13 protein-coding genes are annotated in these 13,997 nt (G+C 68.8%); 11 read left to right on the top strand and 2 right to left on the bottom strand.

Annotation, left to right across the window (positions count from 1 at the left end; translation table 11 throughout):
* Positions 1-40: 40 nt before the first annotated feature.
* Complete coding sequence (locus QZX79_RS17010; RefSeq protein ID WP_294570154.1) at positions 41-976, bottom strand: aldo/keto reductase; 936 nt, start codon at positions 974-976, stop codon at positions 41-43.
* Positions 977-1,026: 50 nt separating this feature from the next.
* On the opposite strand from QZX79_RS17010, the gene QZX79_RS17005 reads away from it, so the two are divergent.
* On the top strand, positions 1,027-1,851 hold the full coding sequence (locus QZX79_RS17005) for an undecaprenyl-diphosphate phosphatase (protein WP_198810226.1): 825 nt from the start codon (positions 1,027-1,029) through the stop codon (positions 1,849-1,851).
* Between the two features lie 57 nt (positions 1,852-1,908).
* Entirely contained in the window at positions 1,909-3,186 is a 1,278-nt protein-coding gene (gene mshC, locus QZX79_RS17000; RefSeq protein ID WP_294570151.1) for a cysteine--1-D-myo-inosityl 2-amino-2-deoxy-alpha-D-glucopyranoside ligase, read from the top strand.
* A 65-nt stretch (positions 3,187-3,251) separates the two neighbouring features.
* Here the strand turns inward: mshC and QZX79_RS16995 are convergent, their stop codons facing one another.
* Positions 3,252-4,142, bottom strand: coding sequence for a PAC2 family protein (locus QZX79_RS16995; RefSeq protein WP_198810228.1), 891 nt, complete (start codon positions 4,140-4,142; stop codon positions 3,252-3,254).
* Positions 4,143-4,249: 107 nt separating this feature from the next.
* On the opposite strand from QZX79_RS16995, the gene QZX79_RS16990 reads away from it, so the two are divergent.
* The 9 genes from QZX79_RS16990 to pafA all read left to right on the top strand — a co-directional run bounded on the left by QZX79_RS16990 (position 4,250) and on the right by pafA (position 13,991).
* Positions 4,250-4,993, top strand: coding sequence for an HAD family phosphatase (locus tag QZX79_RS16990; protein ID WP_294570146.1), 744 nt, complete (start codon positions 4,250-4,252; stop codon positions 4,991-4,993).
* The gene (locus tag QZX79_RS16985; protein ID WP_294570144.1) at positions 4,990-6,156 is read left to right on the top strand and encodes a site-2 protease family protein; all 1,167 of its coding nucleotides are present in this window, start codon (positions 4,990-4,992) and stop codon (positions 6,154-6,156) included. Before QZX79_RS16990 ends, QZX79_RS16985 begins: the two co-directional genes overlap by 4 nt.
* A 70-nt stretch (positions 6,157-6,226) precedes the next feature.
* Positions 6,227-7,321 carry a tRNA (adenine-N1)-methyltransferase gene (locus QZX79_RS16980; protein ID WP_294570142.1) on the top strand — a complete coding sequence of 365 codons (1,095 nt, stop codon included), beginning with the start codon at positions 6,227-6,229 and terminating at the stop codon, positions 7,319-7,321.
* A gap of 106 nt (positions 7,322-7,427) precedes the next feature.
* A complete protein-coding gene (gene arc, locus QZX79_RS16975; protein WP_294570140.1) occupies positions 7,428-9,191 on the top strand; it encodes a proteasome ATPase in 1,764 nt (587 codons plus the stop codon).
* Positions 9,192-9,214: 23 nt separating this feature from the next.
* A complete protein-coding gene (gene dop / locus QZX79_RS16970) occupies positions 9,215-10,834 on the top strand; it encodes a depupylase/deamidase Dop (RefSeq protein WP_294570223.1) in 1,620 nt (539 codons plus the stop codon).
* A 33-nt stretch (positions 10,835-10,867) separates the two neighbouring features.
* Positions 10,868-11,071, top strand: a complete 204-nt coding sequence (locus QZX79_RS16965) for a ubiquitin-like protein Pup (RefSeq protein ID WP_294570138.1) — start codon at positions 10,868-10,870, stop codon at positions 11,069-11,071.
* An 8-nt stretch (positions 11,072-11,079) separates the two neighbouring features.
* Complete coding sequence (gene prcB, locus QZX79_RS16960; RefSeq protein WP_294570220.1) at positions 11,080-11,901, top strand: proteasome subunit beta; 822 nt, start codon at positions 11,080-11,082, stop codon at positions 11,899-11,901.
* A 3-nt stretch (positions 11,902-11,904) separates the two neighbouring features.
* A complete protein-coding gene (prcA, locus tag QZX79_RS16955; protein WP_294570136.1) occupies positions 11,905-12,630 on the top strand; it encodes a proteasome subunit alpha in 726 nt (241 codons plus the stop codon).
* Positions 12,630-13,991 carry a Pup--protein ligase gene (pafA, locus tag QZX79_RS16950; protein WP_120168099.1) on the top strand — a complete coding sequence of 454 codons (1,362 nt, stop codon included), beginning with the start codon at positions 12,630-12,632 and terminating at the stop codon, positions 13,989-13,991. Before prcA ends, pafA begins: the two co-directional genes overlap by 1 nt.
* Positions 13,992-13,997 lie beyond the last annotated feature (6 nt).

Genomic DNA, 13,997 nt, shown 5'->3' with positions numbered 1-13,997 from the left:
GCAGGAGGCGTCCCCAGGATCAGCCAGAGCGGGTTATCCCCTAGACCAGCGGCGCCGAGACCTCATCGAGGGCCTCGGCGATCTGGCCGGCGATCGGTTCAGCGGTTGTCCCCAGAAGCTCCTTGAGCTGCTGGGGGGTCCTGGCACCCACGACGGCGGCTGCAACGGTTGGGCGGCCCAGCAGCCACCGCAGGGCGAGGTCGTGCGGCTGCAGGTCGAGGCCTCGGGCGGCCGTGTAAAGCGCGTCCACAACCCGAAGCGGCCTTCCCTCGAGATAGCTTTCGACGTACGGCGCCCACACGTCGGAGGCCCGGCGGGAATCGGCAGGGGTGCCCACCCTGTACTTCCCGGTCAACACCCCGCGGCCCAGCGGAGCCCAGGCCAGCACGCCGGCGCCCATGGCGGCCGCGGCGGGCACGACGCCGCGTTCGGCTCCACGGTTGAGCAGGGAGTATTCGATCTCATTGGCGATCAGCGGGATCCCGGCGGTGGCGGCGGCGCGCGCGAACTCCCAGCCGGCGTGGTTGGACACGCCGACGTACCGGGCCCGGCCCGAGGAGTAGGCCACCTCAAGCGCACTGAGGGTTTCAGCGAGCGGAACCAGCGGATCCGGCGCCGGCGCGAGCCACAGGTCCACGTGGTCGGTGCCGAGGCGGGACAGCGACGCGTCGAGTGAATCGAGAAGGCCCCGGCGGGAGGAATCGGCCCGGTGCATTCCCGCGCGCATGGCGCCGGCCTGGACCGCCAGCACCAGCTCGGAGCGCGCCACGGTGTCACCGAAGAAGCTGCCAAGCATCGCCTCGGCGCGCCCCGCCCCGTAGCCTCCGGCGGTCTCGACCAGGGTGCCGCCGGCGTCGGCGAAAATCCGCAGCTGCTCGCGCGCCGCCTCGTCGTCGAGATCCTGCCCCCAGGACATCGTGCCGAGCCCCAATACCGACACGGCAAGGCCGCTCGTCCCCACGTTTCGCCGTTGCATAGGCCCAGCCTAAAGCCTCGGGGTCGAATGGTGCCTTAGGGTCTTAACATGTGAATTGGTTCGAAGCTGCCATCCTGGGCCTTGTTCAGGGACTAACGGAGTTCCTCCCCATCTCCTCGAGCGCGCACCTGCGCATCGTCGGCGAACTCCTTCCCAACGCCCAGGACCCGGGTGCGGCCTTCACCGCCATTACCCAGCTCGGCACCGAAACGGCCGTCGTTGTCTTCTTCTGGGGCGATATCGTCCGGATCGTCCGCGCGTGGTTCGGCTCGCTCCGCGGTCGGGTCAGCCGGCAGGACCCCGATGCCCGGATGGGTTGGCTCGTCATTGTGGGAAGCGTCCCCATCGCGGTCCTGGGGCTGCTGTTCCAGGACCAGATCGAAAGCACGCTGCGCAGCATGTGGCTCGTCGCGACCATGCTGGTCGTCTTCGGGGTGTTCCTCGCCGTGGCCGACGCCGTCGGAAAGCACACCCGCAGGCTGGACCAGCTGACCGTCCCCCACGGGGTGCTGTTCGGCTTCGCGCAGGCGCTGGCACTCATCCCCGGCGTGTCCCGTTCCGGCGGCACCATCACGGCCGGGCTGCTGATGGGATACTCCCGCGAAGCCGCCGCCCAGTATTCCTTCCTGCTGGCCATTCCGGCGGTCTTCGGCAGCGGCCTGTACCAGCTCGGCAGCAGCCTGGGGGACTGGGGTCCCTACGACGCCGGGGAGACGGCCCTGGCGACCGTCATCGCGTTCCTGGTCGGTTTCGCGATCATCGGCTGGTTCCTGAAATACGTCTCGACCCGCACCTACGGCGTCTTCGTCTGGTACCGCATCCTGCTGGGCATGCTGCTGTTCATCCTGCTCGGCTTCAATGTGATCAGCGCCTAACCCTCCGGGGCCCGCATCCGGCCGGAACGGCTCCGCCAAGACCGTATGGTAGAAGGTGTGATTGCGTGGAACTCCAGCCCTGTCCCAACCCTTCCCGGCCGGCAGTCCGGCGTCGAACTGTACGACACGGCCGAGGGCCGCGTCGTCGAACTCGCACCCGAGGAGAATCCGAGCCTGTACGTCTGCGGCATCACCCCGTATGACGCGACCCACCTCGGGCACGCCTCGACCTACGTCGCCTTCGACCTGTTGAACCGGGTGTGGCGCGATACCGGCGCGCGCGTGAACTACGTTCAGAACGTCACCGACGTCGACGATCCGCTCCTGGAGCGGGCCACCGCCACCGGCGTGGACTGGCAGCAGCTTGCCGCGAACCAGATCCAGCTTTTCCGCACCGACATGGAGGCGCTGAACGTCCTCGCCCCGGATCACTACGTCGGTGCCGTCGAGTCAATCGAATGGATCGTCCCCGAGATCGAGTCCCTGCTGGAGGAGGGCCTGGCCTACCGCATGGCGGGAACCGACGGGGCCCCTGACGGCGATGTGTACTTCTCGGTTGAGGCCGCCTCCGCCCTCAATCCGGAGAACCCGTCCCGCTGGGCCCTTGGCCTGGTGTCGCACCTTTCCGAGGACCAGATGGCCGAACTCTTCGCCGAGCGCGGGGGAGATCCCGAACGTCCGGGGAAGAAACACCGCCTCGACCCCCTGCTGTGGCGGGTCGCCCGCGAGGGTGAGCCGCACTGGGAGGGCGGATCCTTGGGTGAGGGACGCCCGGGCTGGCACATCGAGTGTTCGGTCATCGCCCAGCGTTTCCTGCCTGCGCCGCTCACGGTTCAGGGCGGCGGCAGCGACCTGGTCTTTCCCCATCACGAAATGAGTGCCGGCCACGCCTGGGCCGGAAGCGGCGCCCCCCTGGCCCGGCACTACGCCCACGCCGGGATGGTCGGCCTCGAGGGCGAGAAGATGAGCAAGTCCAAGGGCAACCTCGTACTCGTCTCAGCCCTCCGCAGGGAGGGAGTGGACCCGGCGGCGATCCGGCTCGGCATCCTCAACCACCACTACCGCAGCGACTGGTCCTGGACCTCCGACGTGCTCGCCCGGGCCACGGCGCAGCTCGAGTCCTGGCGGGCTGCCCTGCCGCAGGCGGATGAGGAGTCTGCCTCCGCCCTGATGGCCGAGATCCGGGCGGCCCTGGCCCGTGACCTCGACGCCCCCGCCGCGGTCGCCGCCGTGGACCGCTGGGCCGACAAAGCCCGGACCTCCGCCGAAGGCACTCCCGCCGGCGCCGCGCAGGTCGCGGCGGCGCTGGACGCGCTGCTCGGTATCCGCCTCTAGGGGGCCGGCGCCGGGCGGGGAAGGACTGCCCGGCCCGAGGGACCGTGGACGGCGCCCGGGCCGCTCTATTGCTCGCGCCGGCGCTTCTTGAGGTAGCGCTCGAACTCGCGGGCGATCGACTCGCCGCTTGCCTCGGGCAGGTCAACGGTGTCCTTGGCTTCCTCGAGCTGGCGCACATAGGCGGCCACCTCGGGGTCCTCGGTGGCCAGTTCGTCCACTCCGCGCTCCCACGCCTCGGACTCCTCGCTGAGCAGCTGCGTCTCGAGGCTCACCTGCAGCAGCTCTTCGAGCCGGTTCAGCAGGGCCAGCTGCGCCTTCGGCGAGGGGGACTGCCCCACATAATGCGGCACCGCCGCCCACAGGGACAGGGTGGGGATGTCCGCCAGGAGTCCCACCTCCGCAAGCACGCCGACGATGCCGATCGGCCCCTCGTAGGTCGAGGGCTCAACGTCGAGGCTCTCGCGGACCAGGTCATCGTCGGAGGTCACGGTTACCGGGATAGGCCGCGAGTGCGGCACGTCGGCCAGCAGCGCCCCGACGAGGACGATGCAGTCGACCTTGAGCTCCTTCGCCGAGGCGACGAGCTCGGCAGTGTAGGCCCGCCACTTATAGGACGGCTCGACGCCGTGGACAAGGATCAGGTCGATGTTCGAGTTCGGGACCGAGGCCCGGCTGATCTTCGTTGTCGGCCACTTGATCCGCCGCTGGCCCGCGGCATTGCGCTTGATCAGCGGGCGGGTGAACTGAAAGTCGTAGAACTCATCTGCGTCGATCGTCGAGATCTTCTCGCTGCCGAGGTACCTGCCAACGAACCGGAGCGCGTCACTGGCGGCCTCGCCGGCGTCGTTCCAGCCCTCGAAGGCGGCGAGCATGATGGTGACCCGCCGGGTCGGATCCGAGGCATCCTGGAAGAGGTCGCGGACTCCGCGTGGCTGGCTCTCGTCGAAGGTGTTCACTTCTTCACCCTAAACCTCCCCCCGCGGACCTGTCAGTCACCGCGGAAGCCGCTTCGCGCACAGCGGAGGCGGGCGGACGCCGGGCCGGGCCACCGTAGACTTGGACCATGGCAACCCGCGCTCTCCAGACTCCGTCCACCTCACACCCGGCCGGGGCCGTCCCGCCGGGCGATGGAGTCCAGGCCGTCCTGTGGGACATGGATGGCACGATCGTCGATACCGAGCCCTACTGGATCGAAGCAGAAACCCAGCTGGTGAAGGATCACGGCGGAACCTGGTCCGACGGCCAGGCAAGTGCCCTGGTCGGCCAGGCGCTGTCCTTTTCCGCCCGCCTCCTGCAGGAGGCGGGGGTCGACCTGACCGAGCGGGAGATCATCGACCACCTCATCTCACGGGTCGTCGAAAAGGTCCGGGTTGAGGTTCCCTGGCGTCCCGGCGCCCGCGAGCTCCTCGAGGAACTCCGTTCCAGCGGCATCCCGTGCGCCCTGGTCACCATGTCCGAGCGCCTCCTCGCCACGGAGATCGCCGCCCAGCTCCCGGAGGGGACCTTCGAGTTCCTCGTCACCGGGGACATGGTCGAGCGGGGAAAGCCGGACCCCGAGGCCTACCGCACCGCCTTCGACCGGCTGGCCCAGGACCGTCCCGGCCTTTCACCGGCCGGGGTGGTCGCCATCGAGGATTCCCTCCCCGGGGTCACCTCGGCGCTTGCCGCCGGCCTGGTGACCCTCGCCGTACCCCATTTCGTCCCGCTGCCCAAGGATCCCGCCCGGACCGACTGGACCACCCTCGAAGGCAGGACCCTTGAGGACCTGAACGGCGTGGTGCGCGACACGGCCGCGCGCGGCCAATGAGCGGACCGGCCGCCGCACCCGGCGCCGGGCCGAGGGAGCGCCGCCTGGGGGTCTCGCTGGGCCGCATCGCAGGCATTCCGGTCATCCTGACCTGGCCCTGGTTCCTGGTCACGGTGATCATCGCGGTCTTCTTCGGGCCGAGGGTCGAGGCGAACTTCCCCGGCATCGGCATCGGCGCGTACGCCGTCGCCCTTGGCTACGCCCTGCTCCTTGCCCTGTCGGTGCTGATCCACGAATTCGCCCACGCCCTCTCGGCGCGGGCCTTCGGCTGGCCCACCAGGCGGATCGTCCTCAACCTGTGGGGCGGGCACACCCAGTTCGAGCACTTCAGCTCCTCCCCGGGCCGCTCGCTGGCCGTCGCGCTGGCCGGACCGGCCTCAAACTTCCTCCTGGCCCTGGTGAGCTGGGGCATCATCCTCATTTCCGAGCAGGGCACCGTGGTGGACCTGCTGGCCAACACCCTCTTCTGGGCAAACCTGATCCTCGCCGTCTTCAACGTCCTGCCCGGGCTTCCCCTTGACGGCGGCCGGATCGTGGAATCCGCCGTCTGGAAGGCCACCGGGAGCCAGGATCGGGGCACCATCGCCGCCGGCTGGACCGGCCGGATCATCGTGCTGCTGTTCGTCGGCCTGGTGCTCGGTGTTCCGCTGCTCTCCGGCCGCGCACCCCAGTTCACCCTCGTCATCATCAGCGTCCTCGTCGCCACCTTCATGTGGGCCGGGGCCGGCGAGGCCATCCGGACGGCCCACATCCGTCTGCGCATCCCCGGTCTCACCGCGGGCATGCTCAAGCAGCCCGCCATCGGCCTGCCGTCCGCGAGCACGGTGAGCGACCTCCGCCGGCTCGCCGCCGGCCGGCCCGACCTGGCCGCGGTGCTCCTGGACGCCGAGGGACGGCCGGAGTTCGTCGTCGACTTCGGCGCCCTGGCCGATGTTCCCGAGGAGGCGGCCGGCACCACCCGGGCCAGCACCTCGGTGCGTCCCCTCGCCTCAACGGCCGGAATTGACGAGTCCGCCTCCGGCACGGAGCTCCTGAAGCTCCTTGACTCATCGGACGGCTTCGAATTCCCCGTCACCGACGCACAGGGCACCGTGACCGGGGTCCTCCACCGGCTGGCCGTCATCGACGCGCTCACCGGCAAACGCACGCCCGGCTCCGCCTGACAGAGGCTCCGCCTCACATCGATCCCGCCCGACACTGATCCCGCCCGACACGAACCAAAGGACTTCCTGAATGAACAACCCCGCCTCCAGCCCTGCCGAGAACCCGCCGCACGGCGCAGCGAGCCGACGGGGCCCGTTCCGGCCAGGCGAGCGGGTGCAGCTGACCGACGAGAAGGGCCGGATGAACACGGTCACCCTCACCCCCGGCGGGGCGTTCCACACGCACAAGGGGTTCCTGCTGCACGACACCATCATCGGTCAGCCCGAGGGCACGGTCCTCCCCAACACCACCGGCCAGCTGTACCAGACGCTCCGGCCGCTGCTTTCGGACTTCGTGCTCTCGATGCCCCGCGGTGCCGCAGTGGTCTACCCCAAGGACGCCGCGCAGATCGTCACCATGGGCGACATCTTCCCGGGTGCGCGCGTGGTCGAGGCGGGCGTCGGTTCCGGCGCACTGTCCATCTCGCTGCTGCGTGCCGTCGGGGACGCCGGGTACCTTCACTCCTTCGAGCGCCGGCCGGAGTTCGCCGAAATCGCCAAGGGCAACGTGGAGACGATTTTCGGCGGACCGCACCCCGCCTGGCGGGTCTCCCTGGGCGACTTCCAGGAGCAGGTGCTCGTCGAGGAGGAGCCCGGAAGCGTCGACCGGGTGGTGCTCGACATGCTGGCGCCCTGGGAATGCCTCGACGCGGTCGCCACCGTGCTGGCCCCCGGCGGTGTCTGGATCAACTACGTCGCCACGGTCACCCAGCTCTCCCGCACCGCGGAGGCCATCCGCGCCGACGGGCGGTTCACGGAGCCTGAGGCCTGGGAATCGATGGTGCGCGGCTGGCACCTTGAGGGCCTCGCCGTGCGCCCCGACCACCGCATGGTGGCGCACACCGGGTTCCTGCTCACCGCCCGGCGCCTGGCCGACGGCGCCACCGGCCTGGTCCAGAAGCGGCGGCCGTCCAAGACCGACTTCAGCGACGAGGACCTTAACGCATGGACCCCGCAGGCGGTAGGGGAGCGGGAGGTTTCCGACAAGAGGCTGCGCCGGGTCGCCCGGGACGCGTCCTCCACCATCCAGCGCGGGGCGCTCCCGCCGGAGGAGGCCCAGGCCCGCCGGGACGCGGAAAAGGACACGGAAAAAGACGCCGGAACGAGCGCCGGGTCCGGCCTATAGGGGGTAGGTGCGCCCGCCACAATTAGGCAACGATGCGGGCATTTGCCGCCGGTCCTGCGCTATGGTCGAACTATAGTTCAATGCCGAGTGAAGGTGGCGACACGATATGTCGGACTCTGAAGACTACGCTTCCCAACCCGACCGGACCGGCCAGCACCACTCCGCCGCGGCTGCGGAGAACTCAGTGGTCCAGCGGCAGCTGAATGTGCTGCGGGACAAGCTTCGGTACATCGACAGGCAGTTGGCGACGGCTACGCAGAACAATGCCCGGCTCGTCGGAGCCCTCGAGGCGGCGCGGACCGAGATTGTGAGGCTGAAAGCCGCACTTGAGAAGGAGGGCGCGGCGCCCTTCAGCTTCGCCACGGTGATCCAGGTGAACGTCCAGCAGCCCGCCGAACCGGGAACCACCACCCAGGCCACGGTGCAGGACACCGCGGACATTCTGCAGTCCGGCCGGAAGCTGCGGGTGACGGTGAGCCCGCTGATCAACGTCCGCCAGCTCTCCCCGGGCCAGGAGGTGCTCCTGAACGAGTCACTGACCATCGTGGCCGCCCTCGGCTACGAGCGGGCCGGGGAAATCGTGACGGTGAAGGAACTGCTCGGCAAGGACCGCGCGCTCGTCGTGGGGCGGACCGACGACGAGCGGGTCATTCGCCTCAGCGGGCCGCTGCGGTCCCAGCGCATCCGCGTCGGTGATGCGCTGGCCGTCGACACGAAGTCGGGGTACGGGCTGGAGAAGGTGGCCCGCAGCGAGGTGGAGAACCTCGTGCTCGAGGAGGTCCCCGACATCGGCTACGAGGACATCGGCGGGCTTGGGCCGCAGATCGAGCAGATCCGCGACGCCGTCGAACTGCCCTACCTCCACCCCGACCTCTACCGCGAGCACGGGCTGAAGCCGCCCAAGGGGATCCTGCTCTACGGGCCTCCCGGCTGCGGCAAGACCCTGATCGCCAAGGCAGTGGCCAGTTCGCTTGCCGCCCGCGCCGCCGAACGCGCCGGCACTGAGCAGGTCCGCAGCTACTTCCTCAACATCAAGGGTCCCGAGCTGCTCGACAAGTATGTGGGGGAGACCGAGCGCCACATCCGGCTGATCTTCGCCCGCGCGCGCGAGAAGGCCTCGGACGGCAGCCCCGTCGTGGTGTTCTTCGATGAGATGGACTCCCTGTTCCGCACCCGCGGCACCGGGGTGTCCTCCGACGTCGAGACCACCATCGTCCCGCAGCTGCTCAGCGAGATCGACGGCGTGGAGAAGCTTGAGAACGTCATCGTGATCGGTGCCTCGAACCGCGAGGACATGATCGATCCGGCGATCCTGCGGCCGGGCCGGCTCGACGTGAAGATCAAGATCCACCGCCCGGACGCCGAGGGGGCGGCCGAGATCTTCGCGAAGTACATCACCGAGGACCTGCCGCTGCACGCCGACGACCTGGCCGAACACGGCGGGAACGTGGCCGTCACCGTGCAGGAGATGATCCGGCGCACCGTCGAGAAGATGTACTCGACCGAGAAGTCGAACGAGTACCTCGAGGTGACCTACGCCAACGGCGATACCGAGATGCTGTACTTCAAGGACTTCAACTCCGGGGCGGTCATCCAGAACGTCGTCGACCGGGCCAAGAAGTACGCGATCAAGGACCTGCTGCTCGAGGGAAGCAAGGGGCTGCGCATCGAGCACTTCATGCGTGCGGTCGTCGACGAGTTCCGCGAGCACGAGGACATGCCCAACACCACCAACCCCGACGACTGGGCGAGGATCTCGGGCAAGAAGGGGGAGCGGATCACCTACATCCGCACCATCGTCCAGGGCAAGGCCGGGCAGGAACCGGGCAAGGCCATCGAGACGGCGGCAAACACCGGCCAGTATCTATGATCCCAACTCCAGGAGTGGACCGGATGGCCCCGGTCGGGCCGGACTCCACGGGAGGGGTGTCGGTGCACCGGGTCATGGGTACGGAGACCGAATACGGCATCATCGCCCCGGGCCTGCCCGCGGCGAACCCCACGATGCTCTCCTCCCAGGTGGTCAACGCCTACGCCGCGACGCTGCGGGAGGGCCTCGGCAACCTGGCCGGCACGCGGTGGGACTACACCGACGAAGCGCCCCTGACCGACGCGAGGGGCTGGCTCGTTGACCGGGGGTCGGCCCATCCCTCGCAGCTGACGGACGAGCCGCCCGTGCTCACGGCCGAGCAGGTGGCGCTGGCCGAGGGCGCCGACCCGCAGGACACCGCGGTGCTGATGAACCTGGTGCTCAACAACGGCGCCCGCCTCTATGTGGACCATGCCCACCCCGAATACTCGAGCCCGGAGGTGACCAACCCCCTCGACGCCGTCCTGTGGGACCGGGCCGGGGACCGGGTGGCGCTGGCGGCCATGGAGCGCATCGCCGGCACCCCGGGCTTTTCACCCGTCCATCTCTATAAGAACAACACCGACAACAAGGGCGTCTCCTACGGGTCGCACGAGAACTATCTCGTGCCCCGCAGCGTCCCCTTCGGGAACCTGGCCGCGGCGCTGATCCCCTTCTTCGTCTCCCGCCAGGTGCTGTGCGGGGCGGGCCGCGTCGGCATCGGTGCCACCCACCAGCGGCCCGGCTTCCAGATCAGCCAGCGGGCCGACTTCTTCGAGAACGAGATCGGGCTGGAGACCACGGTCCGCCGGCCCATCATCAACACCCGCGACGAACCCCACGCGGTGGCGGAGAAGTACCGGAGGCTCCATGTCATCATCGGCGACGCGAACCTCAACGAGGTGTCGAACTACCTGAAGCTGGGCACCACCTCCCTGGTGCTCTCCCTCATCGAACGGGACCTGTGTCCGGTGCCCGAACTCGCAGAGCCCGTCCACGCCCTCCAGGACATCAGCCACGACCCGTCGCTGCAGAGCACGGTGCGGCTCGCCGACGGGCGGCAGGTCACGGCGCTGGATCTCCAGGAGATGTACTTCGACGCAGCCGCGGCGGCCTGCGCCGGCGGCGCCGATCCACAGACCCGGGACGTGCTGGACCGGTGGGGGACGCTGATCGGGGTGCTCCGGCGCGACCCGATGGACGCCGCGGCCTCCGTCGACTGGGTCGCGAAGCTGAAGATTCTGCAGGCCTACCGCGACCGCGACTCGGTTGGCTGGGACAATCACCGGCTCGCCCTGGTCGACCTCCAGTACGCCGACCTGCGGCCCAGCAAGGGGATCTACCACCGGCTGGCCCAGCGCGGGCAGGTGGAACTGCTGGTCACCCCGGCGCAGGTGGAGCGTGCGGTCGCCGAGCCGCCGCGGGACACGCGCGCCTACTTCCGGGGCAAGTGCATCGCCAACTTCCCCGCGGAGGTTGTCGGGGCCAGCTGGGACTCGATCATCTTCGAAATTCCCTCGCAGAACCGGCTTCAACGGGTGCAGACGCGGGAGCCGCTGCGCGGCACCGCTCAGCTCACGGAGAGGCTTTTTCAGGAATCCGCCACCGCCGAAGACTTCCTCACCCGATTGTTGAGCGGGCCGGAACCGCGCGTGGCACCATAGAAGCAGCAGAACCGAAACCGAAGGGTGCTCATCATGGCAACACAGGATCACAAGGCCACAGGCACACGCACCGAGGAGCAGGAAGAGACCCCGGCGGAGCCTCCCGCCGCTCCCGCCTCCGCCTCGGACACCGCGGAAACCCAGGGCGTCGACGACCTGCTCGACGAGATTGACGGGGTGCTTGAGTCCAACGCCGAAGAGTTCGTCAGGGGCTTCGTCCAGAAGGGTGGGCAGTAAAGGCAATGATGCCGGAAGAAGCTGCAGCAACGGTCGCCCGGGCGGCATCGACGTCGTTCTCGGACCATCTCGGGCGCCATCACCCCGACCTGCTGGCTTCGCGCAGCCGCGTTGACTTCCCGGCCTCCGGCGCCGGCCCGGCCCTCGCCCCGCACGCAACGACGATCGTGTCGCTGACCTTCGGCGGTGGGGTGCTGATGGCGGGGGACCGCCGGGCCACCATGGGCAACGTCATCGCCAGCCGGCACATCGAGAAGGTCTTCCCCGCCGATATGTTCTCGGTGCTCGGCATCGCCGGCACCGCCGGGATCGCCCTCGACCTGACCCGCCTGTTCCAGGTCGAACTCGAGCACTACGAGAAGATCGAAGGCACCCGCATGAGCCTCGACGGGAAGGCAAACCGGCTGGCCGCCATGGTCCGGCAGAACCTTCCCATGGCGCTGCAGGGGCTCGCCGTCGTGCCGCTCTTCGCCGGCTACGACACCAGCCGCCATGAAGGGCGGCTCTTCTCCTTCGACGTCACCGGCGGTCGGTATGAGGAACAGGAGCACCACAGCGTCGGCTCGGGATCGGCGTTTGCGCGCGGTTCGTTGAAGAAACTGTGGAAGCCGAACCTCGACGAAGCCTCCGCGGTGCAGGTGGCGGTCGAGGCCCTGTACGACGCCGCCGATGACGACTCGGCCACCGGCGGACCCGACGTCGTCCGCGAGCTGTGGCCGGTCGTGTACACCGTCAACAGTGCGGGCACGCGGCGGATTCCGGACCGGGAACTTGAGACGACGGCGCGGAATGTCATCGCAAGCCGCTCCATTGCAGGACGGGAGGCCTAGACCATGACCCAGCAGTTCTACGTATCGCCCGAGCAGCTCATGCGGGACCGCGCCGACTTCGCGCGGAAGGGGATCGGCCGCGGCCGCTCGGTCATCGTGCTCAGCTGCCGCGACGGCATCGCCCTGGTCGCCGAAAACCCATCGCCGTCGCTGCACAAGCTCGGCGAGATCTACGACCGCATCGCCTTCGCCGCCGTGGGGAAGTACAACGAGTTCGAGAGCCTGAGGCAGGCCGGCATCCGCTACGCCGACGTCCGGGGCTACTCCTACGACCGCGAAGACGTCACCGCCCGCGGCCTGGCCAGCGTGTACGCCCAGAGCCTCGGCGCCGTCTTCACCGCCGAGAGCAAACCGTTCGAGGTCGAACTGGTGGTCGCCGAGGTGGGGGAGCAGCCCGCCGCGGACCACCTGTACCGCCTCACCTTCGACGGCTCGATCGCCGACGAAAAGGGGTTCGTCGTGATGGGCGGCGCGGCGGAGGCCGTGGTGGAGGTGCTGCGCAGCAGCTTCTCCGAGGACCTCGACTTCCCGCAGGCCGTCCGCGCCGCGGTGCACTCGCTGCGGCAGGACGGCTCCACGGGTGCCGGCCCCCAGCTGGGGCCGGAATCGCTTGAAGTGGCGGTGCTCGACCGCGACCCGGAAGTGGCCCGCGGCACCCACCGGGCGTTCCGGCGCATCGGCATCCCTGAACTCGAAACCATGCTCACCTCTCGGGAAAGCCCTGTCTAATGGACCGGCGTATCTTCGGAATCGAAACTGAGTTCGGCATCTCCTACTCGGGGCCCAACTCGCGCCCCCTCTCGCCCGAGGAGGTGGCTCGATATCTCTTCCGGAAGGTCGTCAGCTGGGGGCGGTCCTCCAATGTGTTCCTGACCAACGGGTCACGGCTCTACCTCGATGTGGGATCGCACCCGGAGTATGCGACGGCCGAATGCGACGACCTGGCGCAGCTGATCGCCCAGGACCGCGCCGGCGAGCTGATCCTCGAGGACCTCGTGGTTGAGGCCCAGCGCAAGCTCGGGCAGGAGGGCTACAACGGCAATATCTACCTGTTCAAAAACAACACCGATTCGGCCGGGAACTCCTACGGCAGCCACGAGAACTACCTCATACCGCGCAAGCTGGAGTTCGGCCGGCTCGCCGACATCCTCATCCCGTTCCTGGTCACCCGGCAGCTCCTCGTCGGCGCCGGCAAGGTGCTCAAGACCCAGAACGGCTCCCTGTACGCGTTCTCGCAGCGCGCCGACCACCTCTGGGAGGGCATCTCCTCGGCCACCACCCGGTCCCGGCCCATCATCAACACCCGCGACGAACCGCACGCCGACGCCGAATTCTTCCGCCGGCTCCACATCATCGCCGGGGACTCCAACATGTCCGAGACGACGACCCGCCTGAAGATCGGCTCCGTCGACCTGATCCTGCGCATGGTCGAGGCCGGGGCCATGATGCGTGACTTCCGCCTCGAGAACCCGATCCGCAGCATCCGGGAGATCTCCCACGACCTCTCGGGCCGGCAGCTGCTGAAGCTCGCCAACGGTCGCCATATCACCGCCCTGGACATGCAGCGGGAGTACCTCGCCCGCGCCCGCGCCTTCGTTGACACGAACGGTGCGCACCACGCGCACGTCCCGGCGGTGCTGAGCCTGTGGGAGCGCACCCTCGACGCGATCGAGACGGGGGACACCTCGGCGATCGACCGGGAGGTGGACTGGGCGATCAAGAAGAAGCTCGTCGACCGGTACATGGAGCGCAACGGGGTCGAACTCGACTCCGCCCGGGTGTCGCAGCTCGATCTGACCTACCACGACATCTCCCGCAGCCGGGGCCTGTTCTTCCTGCTCCAGGCCCGGGGGGAGGCGCTGCGGGTGGTCGACGACGTCGTCGTCAAGGAGGCCGTCGACACCCCGCCGCAGACCACCCGGGCCCGGCTGCGCGGGGAGTTCGTGCGGCGGGCCAAGGAAGCCAACCGCGACTACACCGTGGACTGGGTCCACCTTAAACTCAACGACCGGGCCCAGCAGACCATCCTCTGCAAGGACCCCTTCAAATCGGTCGATGAGCGGGTCGAGGCCCTCCTCGAGCACCTCTGAACACAC

Source organism: uncultured Arthrobacter sp., assembly GCF_902805515.1.
Taxonomy (GTDB): Bacteria; Actinomycetota; Actinomycetes; order Actinomycetales; family Micrococcaceae; genus Arthrobacter_D.
The sequence above is the reverse complement of the archived record's forward strand: the minus strand, read 5'-3'. Positions and strand labels throughout refer to the sequence as shown.